This is a genomic window from Streptomyces paludis, assembly GCF_003344965.1.
In the GTDB taxonomy this organism is placed as follows: domain Bacteria; phylum Actinomycetota; class Actinomycetes; order Streptomycetales; family Streptomycetaceae; genus Streptomyces; species Streptomyces paludis.
This window is the reverse complement of record NZ_CP031194.1, coordinates 7340470-7362240: the sequence shown is the minus strand read 5'-3', so window position 1 is coordinate 7362240 and position 21771 is coordinate 7340470. Positions and strand designations below refer to the sequence as shown.

Genomic DNA, 21771 nt, shown 5'->3' with positions numbered 1-21771 from the left:
TCGTGGGGTGCGCTCCCGGCAGGGGCGCGGTGGGCGTCGGGCCGGTGGTCGGGGGCACCGGCCCGGCGCCCACGGCGCTCACGCCGCGGTGATGTGCCGCTCGGACTCCTCGGCGATGTGCGCCGCGAGGGCCTCGATGGTCGGGTGGTACCAGAGCGCGGTGCTGCCCAGTTCAAAGCCCAGCCAGTTCTCCATCTCGCCCGCGATGATCAGTGCGGTGGTGCTGTCGAGGTCGAGTTCGTCGAAGTACTGGTCCGCGGGGACCTCGGACGGGTCAGTGCCCAGTCGCTGTGCGATCTCGTCGATCAGCCACTTCTGGGCCTCCTCGGCCGTGATTTTCGCCATTTCCGATCCTCTCCGAACGGCTTGTCGCGCATCTGCTGGGGCTCCTGTGGGATTCCCCGGAGAACTCCCCGCCGCCGGGGCGCGGGGGCATATCAGCAAAGAGGGCCACAACGGGCCGCGCGGCGGATACCGATCCGCGAGCGCGAACATAGGTCCGCGGGCGCGTCCGGGCAACCGAACTCAGCGCCGGAAAAAGACATTCGGGCCTCTTCGAAAGGGCCCCTTGACTGTCTTCCGTCAATATTCCCGGCGCTGAGCTGGGATGTTTTCAGCCGGAGCGGGGACGGCCGTCGGTGATGTCAGCTCGGGAGGGCGCTGTCAGCGTCCGTGTCAGCCTGCGGAGCAGCGCGGTCGGCGACGGCGGCGCGCAGGGGGACCGGTCCGTATCCGGCGATCCGGGCGGCGGCCGTGCGCAGGGGGACCGGCAGATTGCCGCAGAGCGCGATCAGCCGGGCGGTCGCGCCGGGGTCGGCGGCGGTGCGTGTCGCGCCCAGGTACGCCTCGACGAGGGCGTACGACTCCGCGGGCGAGAGCGCGCCGACGGGGACGGGGACGGCGTTCTCCCGGATGACCAGCTCCATCAGCGGGACCCGGCTGGTGACCAGCACCAGGCTGCCGGGGGTGCCGGGCAGCAGGGGGCGGACCTGTCCGGGGTCGGTGACATCGTCCAGCAGCACCAGGAAGCGGCGGCCGGCGGTGAGGCTGCGGAAGAGCACGGCCGCCTCGTCCGGGTCGTCCGGGAGCCAGGCGTCGTGCACGCCGAGGGAGCGCAGCATACGGGCGAGGACGGTGGCGACGGGTACCGGCCGGTCGGTGCTGCCCCGCAGGTCGGCGTAGAGCTGGCCGTCGGGGAAGTCGGCGCTCCGGCCGCGGGCCCAGCGTACGGCGAGCACGGTCTTGCCGGTCTCGGGCGGGCCGTGCACCACCGCGACGGCCACGGAGGCGCCGTCGCCGCGCAGCCGCCGTGTCAGCGTGTCCAGGGTGTCCAGTTGCCGCTCTCTTCCGACGAACGGGGTGGAGAGAGGGGGCAGTTGGGCCGGGGCGGTGGTGATCTGGAGGAACCGGGGCACCGGGAGACCGCCGCGCGGGGGCTTGTCCAGAAGGCGCCTGCCCGGCTCCCTGCCCGGCTCCCTGCCCGGCTCTCTGCCGGTCGGCGGCCGGTCGGCCGCGTTCGGCGGGAGGAAGGTGCCGGTGACCGGGCCGGCCGGCGGTGCCGGCTGCGCCCTGTCCGCCGTCAGGACGGTGTGGCAGGCCCGCCACAGCTCGTCGCTCGGCTCCACGCCCAGCTCCTGCCGCAGCCGCGCGCGCAGGTCGGAGAAGAGGTGCAGGGCGGCGGCGCGGCGGCCGGAGCCGGCCAGCGCGAGCATCATCCGGGCCTGGAGCGACTCGTGCAGCGGCTCGTCGTGCGCGGCGGCGGCGAGATGCTCCGCGGCCAGGGCGGGCCGGCCGAGTCCGAGGGCCAGATCGGCGCAGTCGATGGCGACGTCCACATGGTGCTGGGCGACCCGGACGGCGGCGGGATGCTGCCACAGCTGGGGTACGTCCTGGAGGAGCCTGCCCCGTCTGCCACGCAGCGCCTGGCCGTACAGCTCCAGCGCGCCCAGCGGGTCGGACGCCTCCGTCCGCTTGGCGCGGGCGACGCGTTCCTCGAAGTCGCGCAGGTCGAGCCAGGCGCCGGAGCTGTTGAAGACATAGCCGCCGCGGACGGTCCCGATCCGGTGTCCGCTCTCGCGGCGGCGGGTCTCGCGGTCGAAGATACGGCGCAGCCGGGCGGCGTAGGTGTGCAGGAGGTTGGCGTAGCCGGGGGGCACTTCGTCGGGCCACAGGACGTCGGCCATCTCGTCGTGCCGGACGATCTGGTCCGGCTGGACGGCCAGCAGGCCGAGCAGGGCGCGGAGTTTGGGCGGCATGGCCACCGGTGTCCCGGCGTACAGGACGGTCGGCGGGCCCAGCAGCCGTATCTCGCAGACGCGGGACCGGTCGGTGTGCGGGCCGGCGGTACGGGGGGCGCGCGCGGGGGGCAGTTCGTATCCGACGGCGCGGGCCACCCGGTTCAGGGATTCGTGGCGGGGGTTGCGTACGTGGCCGCGCTCGATGTGCCGGACCGTCCGTATGCTGATGCCGGCGCGGCGCGCCACCTCTTCCTGGGTCAAACCCGCTCTGATGCGAGCGGCTCTCAGTCCTTCTCCCTCGTACCCTTCAGTCATCCCCCACCCTTCACGCGCAGTTCGAGGAGAGCACTTCCGAATGACAGAAGTGTTGACCTGTCCGTGGAGCGAACGCCTGAATGTATACCATGCGGAGGGATTCGCCACCCGGAATCGAGTGGAACGGGCAGCGGATAAGCCCGGCAACTGATTTCCGCACGAATCCCTCCGAACGGCGTTCTGTCTCTTCCGGCTTATTCCTTATCGTTTCTCTCGGGTTAACCGGAGGCGCGCTCACCCGGCCCGGAGTTCGCCCTCCCTTACCGGAACGGACGTCTCGGTTCCGGGCTGCCGGACGGAGGGCCGGACCAGGAGCAGGACGAGGACGCCCGCGAGGACCGCGACCAGTCCCCCGGCCAGGAAGACCCGGTCGAGGCCGGCGGCGTAGGCGTCCTCGACAACCCGCTCGGCCGCGGCGCGGGACTCGGCGGGGAGTTCGGCGATCACGGCGGCGGACTGTCCGCCGGTGACCAGTGTGGCAGTGGTGTCCGTGTCGGTGAACAGGCCGCTGTCGGCCAGCTTGACCGCGACGGTTCCGGACAGCAGGGTGCCCACGGCCGGGATGCCGAGGGCGAAGCCCAGCTGGCGGAAGGTGTTGGCGGCGCCGCCGGCCATGCCCGCGCGGTCGGCCGGGGCGGCGGCGAGCGCGGCGGAGGCCAGGATGGGCGAGGCGATTCCGACGCCGACGCCCGCCACCAGGAAGCCGGCCAGCATCGCGGTCCAGCCGGAGGTGCCGGTGAGGAACATCTCCAGGAACGAGCCGATGCCGATCAGCAGCAGGCCGCCCCCGATCGGGTACTGCGGCGGCATGTTGGCGAGAAAACGACCGGCCAGACCGGCGGCGAGGAAGGACATACCGCTGAAGGGCATGAGGATCAGTCCGGCCTTCACGGGGCTGAAGTCGAGGACCGACTGCGCCCACACCGACACGAAGACCAGGTTGGCGAAGGCGGCGGCGCTGAAGACGACGGCGCCGGCCATGAGTGCGGCGAAGGACGGGGTACGCAGGAGCCCCAGGTCGAGCATCGGGTCGCGGCGGCCCCGTTCGACGAGGACGAAGGCCACCAGCGCGAGGGCCGAGCCGCCGAAGAGGGCGAGGGTGGTGCCGCCCGCCCAGCCCTCCTCGCCCGCGTGGATCAGGGCGAAGATGAGCAGCGTGGCGACGAGGGTGAAGCTGACCGTGCCGGGCAGGTCCACCCGGCGGTCGGCGCGGGTGGCCGACGCGGCGAGGTGGTTGGCGCCGATGTAGAGGGCGATCGCGGCGACCGGCAGGTTCACGTAGAAGATCCAGCGCCAGTCGAGGTGTTCGGTGAGCAGACCGCCGATGATCGGGCCGGCCGCGGCGGCGGCGCCGTTGACCGCGCCCCACATGCCGAACGCGACGCCGCGGTCACGGCCCTGGTAATTGCCCGCCAGGAGGGCGGTGTTGGTGGCGAACATGGCCGCCGCGCCGAGACCCTGCACACCGCGCGCGGCGATCAGGGTCTCGCTGCTGCCGGCCAGGCCGCAGGCGAGCGAGGCGAGCGCGAAGACGACGAGCCCGGCCAGATAGACGCGGCGGGCGCCCGCGAGGTCGGAGAGCGAGCCGAGCGCCATGAGCAGCGCGGCGAGCACGAGGACATAGATATCGACGACCCACTGCATGGCGGAGAACGACGCGCCGAGCGAGTCGGACATCTGGGGCAGCGCGACACTCACGATGGTCACGTCGATCAACAGCATGAAGGTGCCCAGGCACACGGCCAGTAGTGGCATCCATTTACGCACGGGGGTTGAGCCTTTCGGGACGGTTGGACGCGGGCGGGCAAGTGGCCCGCGACAGGACGGAGAAGGGAGGGGGGAGCGGCGCACCGGGCCGGACGGGAAGGGCGAGTGACGGTCGTCCGCCGGGCGGTACCTGCGTGGTGCGAGCCCCGTGCGCGGAACGCGCGAGCAGTCCCCGAGAGGCCGGGCAACAGCCTCTTGGACACTGGCTAAGAGCGTACAGCACTCTCTTAGACAGTGGCTAATAGGTTAGGGTGATTCTCCCGCGGCGAGCCGCCGACCACCGCCGCTTCCGCCCGACTCCTTGAGCGTGAGGTTCTTCGTCATGTCAGATTCAGCATCTCGCCGCCGGTCACGGGCGTCGGCGGGCCTGCCGCCGATCACGGCGGAGCAGATCATCGATGCGGCGGTCGAACTGACCGGTGAACGGGGGCTCGACGGCTGGTCGATCCGGCAGATCGCCACCCGGCTCGATGTGTGGCCCGGGGTGGTGGCCCACCATGTCGGGGACCGCGAGGCCGTCGTCATGGGCATCACCGACCGGGTGATCGCCCGGATCCCGGTGCCCGGCGAGGAGGGGCCCTGGCGGGAGTGGTTCGCCGCGATGATGATCAACGGCCGTACCGTACTGCGTGAGTTCCCCGGTGTGGCCCGGCGCCTGTGTGTGGTGGGACCGAACGTGCCCTCCGCGATGCCCACCATCGACACGGGCATCCGTGTGCTGATGAAAGCGGGCTTCGGCGCGCAGGCGCCCGTGGTGTACCGCTATCTCTTCAACACCGCCTTCACCCTTGTCGCGGTCGAGGACGACCGGGGCGGCTTCCCCACGGCCCGCGCCGACATGGGCCGCGCGATGGCCGCCTTCGCCGAGGACGAGTCCCGGCCCGGCCTCGCCGCCGCGGGCAGCAGCGCCCGGGTCCGCGGCACCGGTCCGGAGGACATCGCGGCCCAGGAGACGGAGTTCTTCCTCTTCACCGTCGAGCGTTCCCTCGACGGCGCGGAGGCCATGCTCGCCTCCCGGTGAGACACCGCAGGGGGCACGGCGCGTATCCGGCCGTCGCCGGTACGCGCCGTGCCCCCGTTGACGTCTACGCCGTCGGCTGTTCCTGCCCGGCGTGGTCGTCGGCGAGGACGGCGCTGAGATAGCCGGCGATCTCGCCGACGGTCGGGTAGTTCCACAGCAGCGTCGCCGGCAGGCCGATCCCGAGGTCGCGCTCCAGGGCCACCCGGACCGCCGCGGCGAGCAGGGAGTCCACCCCCGCCTCGGTGAGCGGGCGGTGCACACCGACGGCGGCGGGCCGGACCCCGAGCACGGACGCGACCCGGGCCCGGACGTCCTCCAGCAGGTACGCGGCGAGTTCGTCGCCGGTGAGCCCCACCCAGTCGGGCACTTCGGCCGGCTGGCCCGCGTCGCCCCGGGCGAGTTCGGCGAGCAGCGCGGGGCGCGGCCCGGTGTGCCCGTGCAGCAGCCCGAGGACGGCCACCAGTGCGCTCACCGGGTGCGCGAGCGTCTGGTCGAAGGCGCGCAGCGCCAGGTCCGGAGCGATGTCGGTGGTGCCGCGGGCGTGGAGTTCGACATCGGTCGCCTCGGCCGAGGTCGCCATGCCGAGCCCCCGCCAGCTGGTCCAGGCGAGGGACACCGACTCGGTGTGCCCGGTGGTGCGCCGGTGCGCCGCGAGTACGTCGAGAAACGTGTTGGCGGCGGCGTACGCGGCCTGGCCGGGCAGTCCGAGCAGCGGGCCGGCCGAGGAGAACAGGACGAAGAAGTCCGTCGTGCCGGGCGGGAACAGCTCGTGCAGGACCCGGGCGCCCTCGGTCTTGGGGCGCATCACCTCGCGCAGATCGCTCTCCCGGAGCCGGTGGACCAGCGCGCTGTGCACCGTGCCCGCCGCGTGCACGACCCCGCGCACCGGCGGGAGTTGGAGCGCGTCGAGCGCCGCCGCGGTGGCGGCCCGGTCGGTGATGTCCACCGCGACCGTACGGACGGTGACCCCGGCCGCCTCCAGCCGGCGCAGCGCCTGGACCCGGGGATCGCCGTCGGACCACGCGTCGCGCGGCGCCATCGGGGTGCGGCCCAGCAGGACGATCCGGCGCGCGCCGCGCTCGGCCAGATGGCCGGCGAGTTCCAGGCCGAGCACCCCGAGACCGCCGGTGATCAGATACGTGCCGTCGGGCCGGCAGGTGAACGGCGCCCCGTCCGGGGCGGCTTCGGCGGGGACGAGCCGCGGTACCCGTACGCCGTCGTCGGTGACGGCCAGCACCGGTTCCGCGGGCCTCAGATGGAGCAGGTTGAGCAGCAGCCGGGCGGGCAGCTCCGTGAGCCGGCCGGCCGGGACATCGACGACACCGCCCCAGAACTCGGGGTGCTCGCTCGCCACGACCCGGCCCATCCCCCACAGCGGGGACTGCGCGAGCGCCCCGGCGGACACCGCGTCCCGTACCCCGCCGGTCAGGCACCACAGCACCGGCCCGCGGCCCGGCAGCGCGGCGATCTCGGCCACCAGCCGGGCGAAGTCGGCGGCCACATCGGCCGGTTCGGCCCCGAACGCGCCGGGCACACCGGGCGCGAAGAGGACATGATCGGCCTCGGCCAGCGCCGCCCGGTCGGCGCTCACGGTCGCGCCGTGGGCCGCGGCCTCCGGCACCAGGGAGCGGGCGAGGCCGGGCGGCCCGAGCACCAGCACGGTACGGCCCGTCAGGGTGGTCCGCGCGGTGGTGTCGACGGGGAAGGGCCGCCAGACCGTTTCGAAGCGTCCGCCGGTGCCCTGCTCCTCGCCGGTGAGATCGCGGTCCAGTTCGCCGTAGTGCAGTCCGCGCAGCGAGAGCACCGACTCGGCGCCGTCCGCCTCGCCCCGGATGTCGACGTGCACGGTGGTCGGCCGGTCCGCGTCCAACCGTACCGAGATGGCCGCCCGGCGCGGCGGGCTTCCCGTACGGACGACCCGGTCGATGCCCGCGGGCATGCGCAGTGTCGCCGGGCCGGCGAAGACGACCGAGGCCATCGACAGCGCGGCGTCCAGCACCGCCGCCCAGCTGCGGTCCAGGGGCGCGCTCGCGACGGCGGTCAACGTGCCTTCGCCGCGCCGCAGTTCCTCGATGGTCCAGGGGTATCCCATGTCGGCGACGCCGAGTTCGGCGAGCCGCTCGACGACATACCCCGGGTCGAGCGCCTCGGGTGTCGCGGCGGGGACGACCGGCTCGACGGGGCCTGTGGTGCCGGGTACGGCGAGGGTGTGTGTGGTCCACGCGGTGTCGGGCGCGCCGAGCCGCCGGGAGACGAGCCGCAGCCCGTTGTCGTCGTGGACGATCTGTAGTTCGCGGGTCTCCCGCTCCGGCACCACCACCGGCTGGCGCAGCCGTACCTCGGTCAGCTCGTCGGTGCCGCCTGCGGTGAGGAACGTGTTGAGCAGCACGGCCGCGGGCACGATCTCCGTGCCCAGCACCGGGTGGCGGCGCGGGTACGGGCGGGTGCGCAGGTCGAGTGTGGTCCGCCAGAGGCGGGTGCGGGAGCCGTGGACGGCGGTCGGGGTGCCCAGCAGGGTGTCCACCGGTGGTTCGCCGTCGCCCGGGCGGGCCTCGACCCAGTGCCGCTCGTGCTGCCAGGCGGTCGTCGGGAGGTCGGTGTGGCGGCCGGCGGGCTGGAGCACCCGCCAGTCGACCGGGACGCCGTGGCAGTGCAGGGCGGCCAGCGAGGTCAGCAGGGTGGTGACCTCGGGCTGGTTGCGGCGCAGGGTGGGGGTGACGAGGGCGCCGGGCAGGGCGCCGGCCACCTCCGTGACGGAGTGGCTGACCACCGGGTGCGCGGAGATCTCCAGGAACAGGCGGTGGCCGTCCTCGACGGCGGCCTCGACGGCCTGGTGGAAGCGGACCGGCCGACGCAGGTTGTCCGCCCAGTAGTGGGCGTCCTGGCGGCGGCCGGAGCGCGGGTCCGTCACGGCGGTGAGGTAGAGCGGCACTTCGGGCTCGCGCGGCTGGAGATACGCGACGGCGTCGGCGAGATCGGCGGCGGGCTCGTCCATGTGCGCGCTGTGGAAGGCGACGTCGGAGTCGATCCGGCGGACGCTCCAGCCCTGGGCGGCCCAGTCCTCGGCGGCCCGGTCGACGGCCGGGACATCACCGGCGACGACGGTGGAGGAGGGGGCGGCGGCGATGGCCGCGCACAGCGTGCCGTTCGCGCCGATGTGCTCGCGCACCTCGTCGAAGGGACGGTCCACCATGATCATGGCGCCCTTGCCGGCCACCTTCCGCAGCAGCAGGGAGCGGCGGCAGATGAGCCGTGCGCCGTCCTCCTCCGTCAGCACTCCGGCGGTGACCGCCGCGGCGATCTCGCCGACCGAGTGCCCGATGATCGCGCCGGGCCGCACACCGTAGCGGCGCCACACCGCGGCGAGTCCGATCTGCATGGCGAACAGCATCGACTGGATGATGTCGACGGAGCCGAGATCGCCGCTGGTGAGCACCTCGCGGGGGGTGATGCCCATCTCCTCGGCGTAGACCGGCCCGAGCCGGTCGATCGCCGCGGCGAACACCGGCTCCGCCAGGAGCAGTTCGCGGCCCATGCCGGCCCACTGGGCGCCGTGGCCGGAGAAGACCCACACGGGGTGGCGCTCCGGGCCCGTGGGCTCGCCGGTGACCACGCGCCGGTCCGCCCGGCCCTCGGCCAACGCGGCGAGTCCCTCGGCGAGTTCGTCCCGCCCGGTGGCGAGTACGGCGGCGCGGGCGCCGAGGTGCGCGCGGCCGTGGGCGAGGGTGTGGCCGAGGTCGGCGAGGCCGGGCCCGCCGTCCGTACCGAGCGCGCCGAGGAGGCGCTCGGCCTGTCCGGCGATACCGGGGGCGGTGGCGGACGACAGCGGGTAGAGGGCCGGGGCGCCGGGAGCTGTGGTGGCGCCGTGCTCCGATACGGGATCGGGTGCGGACCCGGGGGCGGCCTCTGCCGTCCGGGGTGCCTGTTCCAGGACGACATGGGCGATCGTGCCGCCGTATCCGTAGCTCGCCACGCCCGCCAGCCGGGGCCGGCCGGTCTCGGGCCAGGGGGTGGTCTCCGTGACCAGGCCGAGGCCCGAGGTCTCCCAGGGGATGTCGGCGCGCGGGCCGCTGACGGACAGGGTCGGCGGGATGACCCCGTACCCCAGGGCGAGGACCGTCTTGATGAGCCCCGCGATACCGGCGGCGGCCTCGCAGTGCCCGATGTTGGTCTTCACGGACCCGATCAGGCACGGCCGCCCGCCCGCCGGCCGGTCGCCGACGACCTCGGCGAGGGCGGACGCCTCGATGGGGTCGCCGACCCTGGTGCCGGTGCCGTGCGCCTCCACGTAGTCGACCTCGCCCGGGACCACACCGGCCGCCTCGTACGCCTTGCGCAGCAGATGCGCCTGCGCGGTGGGGCTGGGCGCCATGATGCCGTCGGTGCGCCCGTCCTGGTGGACGGCGCTGCCGCGGATCAGGGCGAGGATCCGGTCGCCGTCGCGCCGCGCGTCGGAGAGCCGCTTGAGGACGACGACGCCGCAGCCCTCGCCGCGTCCGTAGCCGTTGGCCGCGTCGTCGAACGCCTTGGAGCGGCCGTCCGGCGAGATGGCGCCCGCGTGGTCCAGGACCGTGGTCAGACCGGGGCCGGCCATCAGCATGACTCCGCCGGCGAGCGCCACCGGCACCTCGCCGGCCCGCAGGCTCGCGCACGCCTGGTGCACGGCGACGAGCGAGGAGGAGCAGGCGGTGTCGACGGCGAGGGACGGTCCGCGCAGATCGAGGGTGTAGGAGATGCGGTTGGGCACCCCGCACAGCGAGGAGCCGATGCCGGTCCACGCCTCGACACCGGGCAGGTCCTCCAGGAGGCGGCGGCCGTAGTCGTCGGTTCCGACGCCGATGAAGACGCCGGTGTCGGTGCCGGCGAGGGAGGGCGCCGGGATTCCGGCGTGTTCCAGGGCCTCCCAGGCGACCTCCAGCGCGATGCGCTGCTGCGGGTCGAGCTGGCGGGCCTCGGTCGCCGAGATGCCGAAGAAGGAGGCGTCGAAGCCGGCGATGTCGTCGAGGAAGGAGCCGTTGGGGGTCACCCGGGTCAGCACGGCCGCGTTCTCCCGTGACTGGGCCCGCTGCGGTGCCCACCGCTCCTCGGGTATCGGTCCGGACGCGTCCACCGCGTCCATCAGCAGATCCCACAGCGCCCGCGGGGAGTCGGCGCCGCCGGGAAAGCGGCAGCCGATACCGACGACCGCGACCGGCTCCGCGGGGCTCGGGGGCAGGGAGGACAGCGCACTCATGGAGTCACCACTCACGATTCGATGCCGATTTCGGGGGACGTTGTGGGGACGGACAGGGAGAGGGGCGGACTGGGGGGAAGGGACACGTGAAGGGACACGCGGGAGGGGAAGGCGGGAGGAAACACCGCGACGGCCGCCCGGCGGCTCAGAAGTACATGACCGCCTTGTCCCAGTCCTCGCCCTCCGCGAAGAGGTAGCGGGCCTTGAGGATGTCGCGCTGGGCGGTGAGCGCCTCCGCCGGTACGAGTGTGCCGAGCGGCAGGCCCGTGACGCGGTGCGGGACGCCCAGTTCGCGGTCGAGGGCCTCGCCCAGCTCCTTGACCGCCTGCTCGCGCGTGGCGTCCGGGGCCTCGAACTCCAGCCGCAGTACGTCGGAGTGGGCCATCGCCCGCCAGAACATCACCTCGTACGACACGGGCAGGGAGAACACGATCTCCTCCAGCCGTTGCTGGGTCACGGTGGCGGCGCCGACGGTGTGCTCCGTACCGGCCCGGCCGAGCACGGTCACCGTGGGCAGCAGCCAGCCGCACGGGCACGGGTCCGTGGCGACCTCGACCTCGTCGGCGAGGTTGTAGCGCAGCAGCGGCATCGCGTCGCGGTAGAGCGGGGTGACGACCATCTGGCCGCGGCCCGCCGCCGACACCTCGCCGGTGGCCGGGTCGTACACCTCGAAGACCGCGCGGTCGGCCCACAGGTGCAGCCGGCCCTCGGGGCACTGCCCGGCGATGGTGCCGGTCTCGGTGGAGCCGTACTCCTCGACGACGGGGATGCCGCCCCAGATCTCGCTGAGCCGGCGCCGGCGCACCTCGGTGAGCGGCTCGGCCGCCGTGAACATGGCGCGCAGCGCGGGGAAGTCCCGGTCCGGGCGGAGTCCGGCGGCCTTCGCCGCCGCCGCGAGCATGGTGATCTCGGTCGGGTTGCACCAGGTGAGCGTCACGTCGAGGGACTTGAGGACGCGCACCATCCGGGCGAGCGGGGTGGCGAGCGAGCGGGCGTCGCCGGGGACGACGGTGGCGCCGCGCAGCCGGCCGGCGGCCTGCGCGAGATGCCCGGTGATGACGAGGCCGTAGGGGGTGCGCACCAGGAAGGTGTCGGAGCTGTCGATCCCGGTCCACTTGCGGGCGAAGCGTTCGGCGAGGTCCGTCCAGTCCTCGTCCGTGTAGTACGAGGCGGTGGGTTCGCCGGAGGTGCCGCTGGACTCGTGGTAGGTGGCGAGCCGTTCGCGCTCCACGGCGAGCATGCCGAAGGGGTACTGGTCGCGCAGGTCCTGTTTGGTCGTCAGCTCGATGCCGGCGAAGTCGTCGGCGGTGCTCGGCGGGGTGCGCCCCTCGTAGCGGGCCGCGTAGAAGGGCGAGCGCAGTGCCTGCGCGATCACCCGGGGCAGTTGGCGCCGCTGGAGTGCGGCCAGTTCGGCGGGGCTCGACCAGTCGCCCGGTTCCGGACGCGACCACGACATGAAGGATCTCCCTCGTGAGTGCCCTGGCCGCGTGGAGGACGTCACGCGGCGGTTGCGCAGCCTGAGCACACCACCGCGGGCCGGGCCACGACGCGAGTAGTCACCACTCAATACGGCCGCCGGAGCGGGGCACCCGGCCCCGGCACTCCCCCGCGCAACGCGGCACGTGGCGGGAGGCGGCGGCCCCGCCCCGGTTGAGTACCGCCTACTCATGAGGCCCGGCGTCCCCGGTGCTGTGCTCTTGCCGGGAGGTGCGCCGGCCTTCGGCGCATACCGCAGCCCGTCCCCGTCCGTCGCGCAGCAGAACGACGCGTCCCCGCACGGCACCGGACCACCTGCCGCGACAGGCATTCCCCGGACACGTACCAGGACATGAAGGAGTCGGCTCGATGAGGACCGCGAACCTGTATCTCGCCGGGATCGGCAGCCATCTGCCGCCCCTGTTCCCCGCCGAGCGGGCGGTGGCGGAAGGGCTGTACGACGAGGAGGCGCGGGTCGCCTCCGGTATGCGGTCGGCCGCCGTGAGCGCGTCCACCCCCGCGCCGCAGATGGCGATCGAGGCGGCGCGGACGGCGCTGGCCGGCTCCGGGCACGGCCCGGACGACATCGGCGTCCTGCTGCACAGCTACACCCACCACCAGGGCCCGGACGGCTGGTCGGCGGTGCACTACATCCTCCACAACACGATCGACCGGCCGGTCCCCGCGATGGAGGTACGGCAGGGCTGCCTGGGCATGCTGGCCTCGCTCGATGTGGCCGCGAACCGGCTGATCGCCCATCCGACGCACGAGGCCGCGCTGATCACCACGGGCGACAACTACTCCACCCCGGGCGTCGACCGCTGGCGGGCGTCCTCGCTGTTCGTGCTGGCCGACGCGGGCTGTGCCGTGGTGCTCTCGCGCCGCTCGGGCTTCGCCGAACTGCTCTCCCTGGACTCGCTCTCCGACTCCTCGATGGAGATCCTGCACCGGGCGGGCGAGGAGCTGTTCCCGCCGGGGGTCACCCGCGGCCGGGGGCTGAACTTCGCCGAGCGGGCCGAGAAGGTGCGTGAGCAGTGGGCGGCCGGGCAGGCGCCGCCGATCAAGAACTTCGGCGACCGGGTCTCCGAGATCGCCGAACGCGTGCTCAAGCAGGCGGGTCTGACGATCGATCAGGTAGCCAAGGTGTGCCATGTCGGCTTCAGCCGGCCCGCTCTGGAGGCGATGTTCCTGCTGCCGCTGGACGTCCCGGAGGAGAAGACGGTCTGGGACTACGTCAACACCATCGGCCACACCGGCGCGGCGGACCTCTTTCTGGCCCTGGAGCACGAGTGGCGCACCGGCGGGGTGCGGCCCGGCGACCATGTGCTGCTGATCGGCGCGAGCACCGGTATGGAGGCGGGCGCCGCCGTCGTACGGATCACCGAGGCGGCCCCCGAGCCGAACGTCGCCGGATCGTCCACCGCTGAGCCGGCCGCCGCCGGACCGTCCGCCGCAGAGTCGGAGTAGGGAGGTGTCCCGGATGCTCGAAGGATTCGTCCCCTGGCCCGAGGACATCGCCCGTCACTACCGCGAGCAGGGCATCTGGCGCGGCGAGACCCTCGGCACGGTGCTGCGCCGGGCCGCGCTCACGTACGGCGACAAGACCGTGCTGGTGCACGGCGAGCGGCGGATCGGCTACGCGGAGCTGGACCGGTGGGCCGACCGGCTCGCGGCCGGCTTCGCGGCCCACGGGCTGCGGGCCGGCGACCGGATCGTGGTCCAGCTGCCGAACGTGCCGGAGTTCGTGGCGATCGCGTTCGCGCTCATGCGGCTCGGCGCCAAGCTGGTCTTCTCGCTGCCCGCGCACCGCGCCACCGAGATCACGCATCTGGTGGAGCTGAGCGGCGCGGTCGCCTATCTGGTGCCCGAGACACACCGCGGCTACGACTACCGTGAACTGGCCCGGCAGGTACGGGACTCGACCGGCACGCTCGGTTCCCTCTTCGTGCTGGGCGCCAAGGCCGAGGGGTTCGTCTCGGTCGCCGAGCTGGAGTCGGCCGTGCCGGACCCCGTGCCCCGGCCCGAACCCGACCCGGCGGATGTCGCGTTCTTCCTGCTGTCCGGCGGGACCACGGCGCTGCCCAAGCTGATCCCGCGTACCCACGACGACTATGTGTACATGTCGGACCGGGCGGCCCAGGTCTGCGGGCTGACCGGGGACGATGTCTATCTCGCCGTGCTGCCCATCGAGTTCAACTTCGCTTTCGGCTGCCCCGGCGTGGTCGGCACCCTGCTCACGGGCGGCACCGTCGTGCTCGCCGACACCCCCAATCCTACGGACTGCTTCCCGCTGATCGAACGGCACGGGGCCACGGTCACCGCGATGGTCCCCTCGATCCTGACGCTCTGGCTGGAGGCGGCGGAGTGGGCCGAGGAGGACCTCTCCAGCCTGCGGCTGCTCCAGGTGGGCGGCGCGCGGATGCTGCGCGAGTTCACCGCCCGGATCGAACCGGCCCTGGGCGCCCGGCTCCAGCAGGTCTTCGGGATGGCGGAGGGCCTGCTCACCTTCAGCCGGCCGGACGACCCGGCCGAGGCGGTGCTCACCACCCAGGGCAGGCCGGTCTCCGCCGCCGACGAACTGCGGATCGTCGACGAGGAGGGCCGGGCGCTGCCGCCGGGCGAGGTCGGTGAGCTGCTCACCCGCGGTCCGTACACCCTGCGCGGCTACTACCGGGTGCCCGACTACAACCGCCGCGCGTTCACCCGGGACGGCTTCTTCCGCACCGGTGACCTGGCCCGGCTCACCGAGGACGGCGACCTGGTGATCGAGGGCCGGATCAAGGAGACGATCATCCGCGGCGGCGACAAGATCGCGGCCGGGGAGGTCGAGGATCTGCTGCTCGTCCACCCCGGTATCGCGGCGGCGGCGGTGATCGGGGTGCCCGACGCGTTCCTGGGCGAGCGGATCTGCGCCTTCCTCGTCGCCAAGGGCCCCGAGATCCCGCTCGCCGACCTCAAGCGGTCCGTGCACGCGCAGGGCGTCGCCGACTACAAGCTGCCCGACGTGGTGCGGTACGTGACCGAGCTTCCCCTGACCCCCATCGGCAAAGTCGACAAGAAGGCGCTGGCCGCACACGCCGCGTCCGACCAGGAAGGCTGACGTGGACATCTCTCCGCCCCCGACCGAACACGAGCTGCGCGCGGTCATCGCGCCGGCGCTGGGCATCGAGCCCGCGCTGATCGAGCCGGACGCCAACCTGGTGCTGCTCGGCCTGAGTTCGCTGGAGATCATGCGGCTGGTCAGCCGCTGGCGCAAGGCGCGGGTGCCGGTGCAGTTCGACGAGCTGGTCGCCGCGCCGACGCTCAACGGCTGGCTCGCGCACTTCGCGTCCCTGGCCCCGGCCGTACCGGGCGACGCGGGGGCCGTGTGATGGGGGCCCTGCTGATCACCGGTGGCACCGTCTACACCGCCGACGTGGACGAGTCCGTACACGCCCGGGGCGCCGTGCTGGTGCTGGACGACCGGATCGCCGCGGTCGGCCCCGCCGACGAGGTCGGCCGGGCGGCCGACGCGCTCGACCCGGCCGTGCGGGCCGGGCTGCGTACCGTCGACGCGAGCCGGATGATGGTCCTGCCCGGCTTTGTGAACGCCCACTGGCACGAGATGTTCGCGATGGGTTTCACCATGCGCGGCGCGCTGCGGCCGGTCTCCGACCGCGCGGACCAGGTCGCGTTCATGGGCGGCGGCGGTGACATGCACCAGATCTCGGCCACCTTCGACCGCTTCGACCAGCTGATCGAGGCCATGACGCCGGACGAGGCGCGGGCCATCGCCGAGTACTCGATGTGGACCCAGCTGCGCGGCGGGGTGACGACGCTCGGCGACATGGGCTCCCTCAACCGGCCGCGGTCCATGGTCGCCGCCGCCCTCTCACTGGGCATGCGTTTCTCGGCGAGCACCTGGGCGAGCGACGCGGTCTGCCCGCCGGACGGGTCCCGGTTCGTCCGTACCCGGGACGCGGACACGGTCCTGGCCGGCTTCGAGTCGCTGCTCGGCGAGGTCGCCGCGGACACCACCGGCCGGATCCGGTGCCGCCCGAACGTCTCCTACGTCACCAACATGACGGACGAGCTGGCGCGCGGTATGGCCGGTCTCGTCGCCCGGCACGACCTGCCGTTCGCCACGCATGTGGGCGCGCTGCGCAACGAGGCCGAGGTGATGCGCACGTACTACGGCGAGACCGGGCTGCGCCGGCTCGCCGAACACGGCCTGGTGGAGAGCCGGTTGATGGCCGGGCACGCCGCGTTCCTCGACGAGCGCGAGCAGAAGCTGATGCTCGCCGCGCAGGCGCACATCAGCCACTCCCCCGGCAAGTACGGTCCCTCGGGCGAGTCCGCGCTGACCGAGACCGGGGTGGTGCCGGCGCTGCGCCGGGCCGGGCTGGACGTGTCGCTGTCGACCGACGCGGCGGCGCTGCCGGGCGCGGGGATCGCCGAGACGATGCGCGCGGCCTGGCAGATGTACAACGAGATGAGCGCCGACCAGACGGAGGTGCTGCCCACCGACGCCCTCGCGATGGGCACCCGGATCGCGGCCAGGGGGCTGCGCTGGGACGACGCCGTCGGCAGCCTGGAGCCCGGCAAGCAGGCCGATCTGCTGCTGGTACGGACCGACGACTGGCGCTATCTGCTCAACCCCCGGCCGCTGGAGAGCTTCCTGTGGCTGGCCGGCTCCGCGGACGTGCACACCGTGATCGTCGGCGGCCGGGCGCTGGTGGAGGACGGCCGGGGCGTCGGGATCGACGAGACGGCGCTGCGCGGCCGCTATCTGGAGGCGCTGGCCGGCTTCACCCGGCGGGTCCTGCGGGTGCCCGCCGAGGCGGTCGACCGCGTACTGGGACAGGTGGCCCGATGAGCATCGAAGCGTCCCCGACGGCCACGGCGCTCGGCGCGGACCGGTCGGCGGTGGCCGTGGTGACCGGCGCGGCAGGCGGTATCGGCGCGGTGGTGGCCCGCGCGCTGGCCGCCACCGGGGTGCCGGTGGCGCTGCTGGACCGCGACATCATGCCGCTGTGGGAGCTGGCCGCCGAGCTGGACGGCTCCGCCGGCGGGGTGCTGGCGGTGGCCGCGGATGTGACGGACAGCGCGGACGTGGACAGCGCGATCGCCAAGGTCGAGGCCGAACTCGGGCCCGTCACCTACCTCGTGAACGGTGCGGGGGTGCTGCGCAGCGGCCCGGCGAGCGAGCTGACCGACGAGGAGTGGGACATCACGTTCGCGGTCAACACGAGCGGTGTGTTCCATGTCAGCCGGGCGGTGTCACGGGTGATGGTGCCGCGCGGCCGGGGATCGATCGTGACGATCGCGTCCAACGCCGCGATGACACCGCGGGCGTCGATGGCGGCGTACGCGGCGTCCAAGGCGGCCTCGTCGATGTTCACCAAGTGCCTCGGTCTGGAGCTGGCCCGGCACGGCATCCGGTGCAACGTGGTGGCGCCCGGCTCGACCCGTACCCCCATGCTGACCGCGTTGCAGGGCGACGCGGCCGAGCGCGCGTCGGTGGACGGCACACCGGACACCTACCGGGTCGGTATTCCGCTCGGCCGGATCGCCGAGCCGGCCCATATCGCGGAGGCCGTCCTGTTCCTGCTCTCCGACCGCTCCGCGCACATCACCATGCACGACCTGACCGTGGACGGCGGCGCCTCCCTGGGTGCCTGAGAGCCTGTCGGGTGACCTCTGAGCCCCGCACCGGCCCGCTCCGCGGAACACGGCCCCCCGCCGCCGTCCGACCTGGAAAGGAACCCGACGTGCCGATCGACCCGATCGACCCGTACCCGATGCCACGGCCCGCCGAGCTGCCCCCCAACAGCGTCTCCTGGCAGATCGATCCGCGCCGCGCGGTGCTGCTGGTGCACGACATGCAGCACTACTTCCTCGCGCCCTTCCCGCCCGGCGAGCAGCCCCGCACCGATCTGCTCGCGCACACCGCGGCGCTGCGCGAGCGGTGCGCCGGGCTCGGCGTACCGGTCGTCTACTCGGCGCAGCCCGGTGACATGACGCCCGAACAGCGCGGCCTGCTGGTGGACTTCTGGGGCCCCGGCATGTCGGCGGCGCCCGAGGACAGCGGGATCCCCGAGGCCCTGGCGCCCGGTGAGCACGACACCGTACTCACCAAGTGGCGGGCCAGCGCCTTCCACGCGACGCCCCTGCTCGAACTCCTCCGCGACCGGGGCCGGGACCAACTGATCATCTGCGGGGTCTACGCGCACGTGGGTGTCCTGCTCACCGCGTGCGACGCGTTCGCCCACTCCGTACAGCCGTTCGTCGTGGCCGACGCGGTCGCCGACTTCACCCCGGACCACCACCGGATGGCGCTCCAGTACGCGGCGTCCCGGTGCGCGGTGGTCCTGCCGACTTCGGCCGTGCTGGAAGCGCTGTCCGCGGCGGCCCCCGCGTCCGTGGCGTCGGCGGGAGGGCTGTCATGACCTCCCTGGAGGAACTGGCCGAGGGCGGGCGGGCGTTCGCCGTACTGCACCGGCCGGAGAGCGGACCGGGCGGCCATGTCGAGCTGCTGGAGGGCGAGTTCACCGCCGTCGCGAGTACGGACCGGCTGCCGGTGCCCGACTTCGGCACACCGGACACCCACGAGGTGCTCGCCCTGCTGCCGTACCGGGTGATCGGCGAGCGCGGGTACGACCATCACGACGACGGCGAGCCGCTCCTCGCGATGCCCGTGCGCGCGCAGACACTGCTGCCCGTCGAGGAGGTCCTCGATACGGTGCTGGGCTGGCCCGTCGTCACCGGCGAGGGCCGTTTCGACCTCTCCGACGAGGAGTACGGGGCCCTGGTGCGCCGTGTGCTCGCCGAGGAGATCGGCCATGGCTCGGGCGCCAACTTCGTCCTGAAACGCACCTTCGTCACCGAGATCCCCGACTGGTCGGCGCGGACGGCGCTGGCGTTCTGGGGACGGCTGCTGCGCGGCGAGCCCGGTGCCTACTGGACGTTCCTGATCCACACCGGGGAGCGCACCTTCATCGGCGCGAGCCCGGAGCGCCATGTCAGCCTCGACGACGGTGTCGCGGTGATGAACCCGATCAGCGGCACCTACCGCTATCCGGCGGGCGGTGCGACGGTCCCCTCCGTACTGGAGTTCCTCGCGGACGGCAAGGAGACCAACGAGCTGTACATGGTGCTCGACGAGGAGCTGAAGATGATGAGCCGCGTGTGCGACGACGCACACGTGGTCGGGCCGCGTCTGAAGGAGATGGCCCATCTCGCCCACACCGAGTACCGCATCGTCGGGCACAGCGCCCGGGACGTCCGCGAGATCCTGCGGGAGACACTGCTCGCCCCGACGGTGACCGGCAGCCCGGTGGAGAGCGCCTGCCGGGTGATCGCCAAGTTCGAGCCGGCCGGGCGGGGTTACTACGCCGGGGTGGCCGCGCTGATCGGCCGGGACGGCGCGGGACGCCGTCGTATGGACTCGGCGATCATGATCCGGACGGCGGATGTCGACGCGGCCGGCCGGGTCCGGATCGGGGTCGGCGCGACGCTGGTGCGCGACTCCGAACCCGCGAAGGAGACCGCCGAGACCGCGGCCAAGGCGGCCGGTCTGCTGGACGCGCTGAGCCGGGTGGCCGAGCGGCGCCGGCCCGCCGGTCTCGACGGGGAGCCGCGTGTCCGGGCGGCGCTCGCGGCCCGCAACACCCCGCTGTCGGAGTTCTGGCTCGCCCCGGTCCCGGTCCGTCCGGCGACCCGCGAGAAGGTGCTGATCATCGACGCGGAGGACACGTTCACCGCGATGGGAGCGCTGCAACTGCGCAGCGCGGGATACGACGTGACGGTCCGCCGGTACGACGAGCCGTACCGGCTCAGCGGCTACGACCTGGTCGTGCTCGGTCCGGGGCCCGGTGATCCGCGGGAGACCGGCCACCCCAAGATCGCGTATCTGCGGGCGGTCACCGGCAGTCTGCTCAATCTGCGCATTCCCTTCGTGTCGGTGTGCCTGAGCCATCAGATACTCTGCGCGCTGCTCGGTCTGGAGCTGCGCCGTCTGGACGCCCCGAACCAGGGGGTGCGGCGGACCGTCGATCTGTTCGGTGTGCCGGAGCAGGTGTACTTCTACAACACGTTCGCCGCGTACGGCGGCGAGACGCCGCAGACCCTCGTACGGCTGCCGGGCCCGGTGGAGATCGCCCGTGATCCGGTGACGGGCGAGGTGCACGCGCTGCGCGGCCCCGGCTTCACCTCCGCGCAGTTCCATCCCGAGTCCGTGATGACCCGGCACGGCGCGGCCATTCTGGAATCCCTGGTCACCGGCGCGCTGACGCCGGTGCCTCACCGAGCGGAGCTGACGGCGTGACTCCCCTGCTCGACCTCCCCTCCGCCCACGCGGTGCACACCGGCTGGCGGTCGCGGCCGGCCGCCCAGCAGCCCGCGTGGCCGGACCCGGCCGCGCTGGAGAGCGCCGTGGGCACGCTCACGGCGAGCGCGCCGCTGGTGCTGCCGCGCGCGTGCGATCTGCTCAAGAGCCGGCTGGCCGCGGTGGCGCGCGGCGAGGCGTTCCTGGTCCAGGGCGGTGACTGCGCGGAGAGCCTGGACTCGGCCGACACCGCCGCGGTCGGCCGTACCGCGAGCACGCTCCAGCAACTGGCCACCGTCTTCGGGTACATGATGTCGCTGCCCGTGGTCACGGTCGCGCGGATGGCCGGGCAGTACGCCAAGCCGCGCTCCGCCGGGACCGAGACCCGGCAGGGTGTCGAACTGCCGGTGTACCGGGGCGACGCGGTCAACGGCCATGCCTTCACGGCGGCGGCCCGCGCCCCCGACCCGCACCGGATGGTCCGGGTCCACCGCCGGTCCGGCGCCACCCTGCTCCTCGTCCGCGCCCACTGCGCCAGTGAGCAGGCCGGTCCCGGGTACGCGCTGGACGCCCTGCGGAAGTTCGCCGCGGGGGCGCCCGAGCGGGCCCGTTACGAGGCGCTCACCCAGGAGATCGAGCGGGCCGGCGGATTCATCGGCACCGGCGGCGGCTGGCACACCCCGGGCGAACTGTTCATGTCCCACGAGGGGTTGCTGCTGGACTACGAGTCCGCGCTGACCCGTGTCGACACCGCGACCGGCCGGCCGTACGCCACTTCGGGGCATCTGCTGTGGATCGGTGAGCGTACGCGGCTGCTGGGCGGCGCGCACGTGGAGTACTTCTCCCGGATCAGCAACCCCGTCGCGGTGAAGGTCGGGCCGGGTGCCGAGGCGGACGACCTGATGCGGCTGATCGACCGGCTGTCCCCGGGCGACGAGCCCGGCCGGCTCACGCTGGTGGCCCGGATGGGCGCCGGCCGGGTGCGGGAGGTGCTGCCGGGGCTGGTCGAGCGGGTCGCGGCCGAGGGCCGGACCGTGGCGTGGGTGTCCGATCCCATGCACGGCAACACGATCGGCTCGCCGTCCGGGCACAAGACCCGCCGGTTCGACGACATCCTCGACGAACTGGCGGGCTTCTTCGAGGTGCTCCTCGGGCTGGGCGCGCATCCGGGCGGCGTCCATCTGGAGATGACCGGCGACGACGTGACCGAGTGCGTCGGCGGCGGCGCGGGCATCGGCTTCGCCGATCTGCCCGAGCGCTACCGGTCCGTGTGCGACCCGCGGCTGAACCGGGACCAGTCGCTCGACCTGGCCTACCGGCTCGCGGACCTGCTCGACGCCGTACGCCCGCCGGGGGGCGTCGAGGAGGCCCGGCGGTGACGGACCGTCAGGTGGCACGGATTCCGTGAGCGCCGCGC

At 73.2% G+C, this 21771-nt stretch carries 14 protein-coding genes; 9 read left to right on the top strand and 5 right to left on the bottom strand.

Annotated elements, in window-relative coordinates:
* Nucleotides 1–78 precede the first annotated feature (78 nt).
* The 3 genes from DVK44_RS32370 to DVK44_RS32360 all read right to left on the bottom strand — a co-directional run bounded on the left by DVK44_RS32370 (nt 79) and on the right by DVK44_RS32360 (nt 4307).
* Nucleotides 79–345: an acyl carrier protein gene (locus tag DVK44_RS32370; protein WP_114664176.1), complete on the bottom strand. Its 267-nt coding sequence runs from the start codon at nt 343–345 to the stop codon at nt 79–81.
* A 299-nt stretch (nt 346–644) separates the two neighbouring features.
* Entirely contained in the window at nt 645–2552 is a 1908-nt protein-coding gene (locus DVK44_RS32365; protein ID WP_114664175.1) for a BTAD domain-containing putative transcriptional regulator, read from the bottom strand.
* Nucleotides 2553–2786: 234 nt separating this feature from the next.
* A complete protein-coding gene (locus tag DVK44_RS32360) occupies nt 2787–4307 on the bottom strand; it encodes an MFS transporter (RefSeq protein WP_114664174.1) in 1521 nt (506 codons plus the stop codon).
* A gap of 334 nt (nt 4308–4641) precedes the next feature.
* Here DVK44_RS32360 and DVK44_RS32355 point away from each other — a divergent pair, with 334 nt between their 5' ends.
* Nucleotides 4642–5340: a TetR/AcrR family transcriptional regulator gene (locus DVK44_RS32355; protein ID WP_114664173.1), complete on the top strand. Its 699-nt coding sequence runs from the start codon at nt 4642–4644 to the stop codon at nt 5338–5340.
* Between the two features lie 64 nt (nt 5341–5404).
* Here the strand turns inward: DVK44_RS32355 and DVK44_RS32350 are convergent, their stop codons facing one another.
* Nucleotides 5405–10573 (bottom strand): type I polyketide synthase, encoded by a 5169-nt coding sequence (locus tag DVK44_RS32350; protein ID WP_114664172.1) that lies wholly within the window; start codon nt 10571–10573, stop codon nt 5405–5407.
* 145 nt (nt 10574–10718) lie between these two features.
* Nucleotides 10719–12029, bottom strand: a complete 1311-nt coding sequence (locus DVK44_RS32345) for a phenylacetate--CoA ligase family protein (RefSeq protein WP_114664171.1) — start codon at nt 12027–12029, stop codon at nt 10719–10721.
* A gap of 389 nt (nt 12030–12418) precedes the next feature.
* On the opposite strand from DVK44_RS32345, the gene DVK44_RS32340 reads away from it, so the two are divergent.
* From DVK44_RS32340 to DVK44_RS32305, 8 genes are all read left to right on the top strand, one after another.
* The gene (locus DVK44_RS32340) at nt 12419–13516 is read left to right on the top strand and encodes a ketoacyl-ACP synthase III family protein (RefSeq protein WP_114664170.1); all 1098 of its coding nucleotides are present in this window, start codon (nt 12419–12421) and stop codon (nt 13514–13516) included.
* A 13-nt stretch (nt 13517–13529) separates the two neighbouring features.
* Nucleotides 13530–15149: a (2,3-dihydroxybenzoyl)adenylate synthase gene (locus DVK44_RS32335; protein WP_114664169.1), complete on the top strand. Its 1620-nt coding sequence runs from the start codon at nt 13530–13532 to the stop codon at nt 15147–15149.
* A 1-nt stretch (nt 15150) separates the two neighbouring features.
* Nucleotides 15151–15420 carry a phosphopantetheine-binding protein gene (locus DVK44_RS32330; protein ID WP_114664168.1) on the top strand — a complete coding sequence of 90 codons (270 nt, stop codon included), beginning with the start codon at nt 15151–15153 and terminating at the stop codon, nt 15418–15420.
* Nucleotides 15420–16904, top strand: a complete 1485-nt coding sequence (locus DVK44_RS32325) for an amidohydrolase family protein (RefSeq protein WP_114664167.1) — start codon at nt 15420–15422, stop codon at nt 16902–16904. The genes DVK44_RS32330 and DVK44_RS32325 overlap by 1 nt, the downstream gene beginning before the upstream one ends.
* Nucleotides 16901–17710 carry a 2,3-dihydro-2,3-dihydroxybenzoate dehydrogenase gene (locus DVK44_RS32320; protein ID WP_114664166.1) on the top strand — a complete coding sequence of 270 codons (810 nt, stop codon included), beginning with the start codon at nt 16901–16903 and terminating at the stop codon, nt 17708–17710. Before DVK44_RS32325 ends, DVK44_RS32320 begins: the two co-directional genes overlap by 4 nt.
* 89 nt (nt 17711–17799) lie before the next feature.
* The gene (locus tag DVK44_RS32315) at nt 17800–18477 is read left to right on the top strand and encodes an isochorismatase family protein (protein ID WP_181957576.1); all 678 of its coding nucleotides are present in this window, start codon (nt 17800–17802) and stop codon (nt 18475–18477) included.
* Nucleotides 18474–20354, top strand: a complete 1881-nt coding sequence (locus DVK44_RS32310; RefSeq protein ID WP_114664165.1) for an anthranilate synthase family protein — start codon at nt 18474–18476, stop codon at nt 20352–20354. Before DVK44_RS32315 ends, DVK44_RS32310 begins: the two co-directional genes overlap by 4 nt.
* The gene (locus DVK44_RS32305; protein WP_114664164.1) at nt 20351–21733 is read left to right on the top strand and encodes a 3-deoxy-7-phosphoheptulonate synthase; all 1383 of its coding nucleotides are present in this window, start codon (nt 20351–20353) and stop codon (nt 21731–21733) included. The genes DVK44_RS32310 and DVK44_RS32305 overlap by 4 nt, the downstream gene beginning before the upstream one ends.
* The last annotated feature ends 38 nt before the right edge of the window (nt 21734–21771 follow it).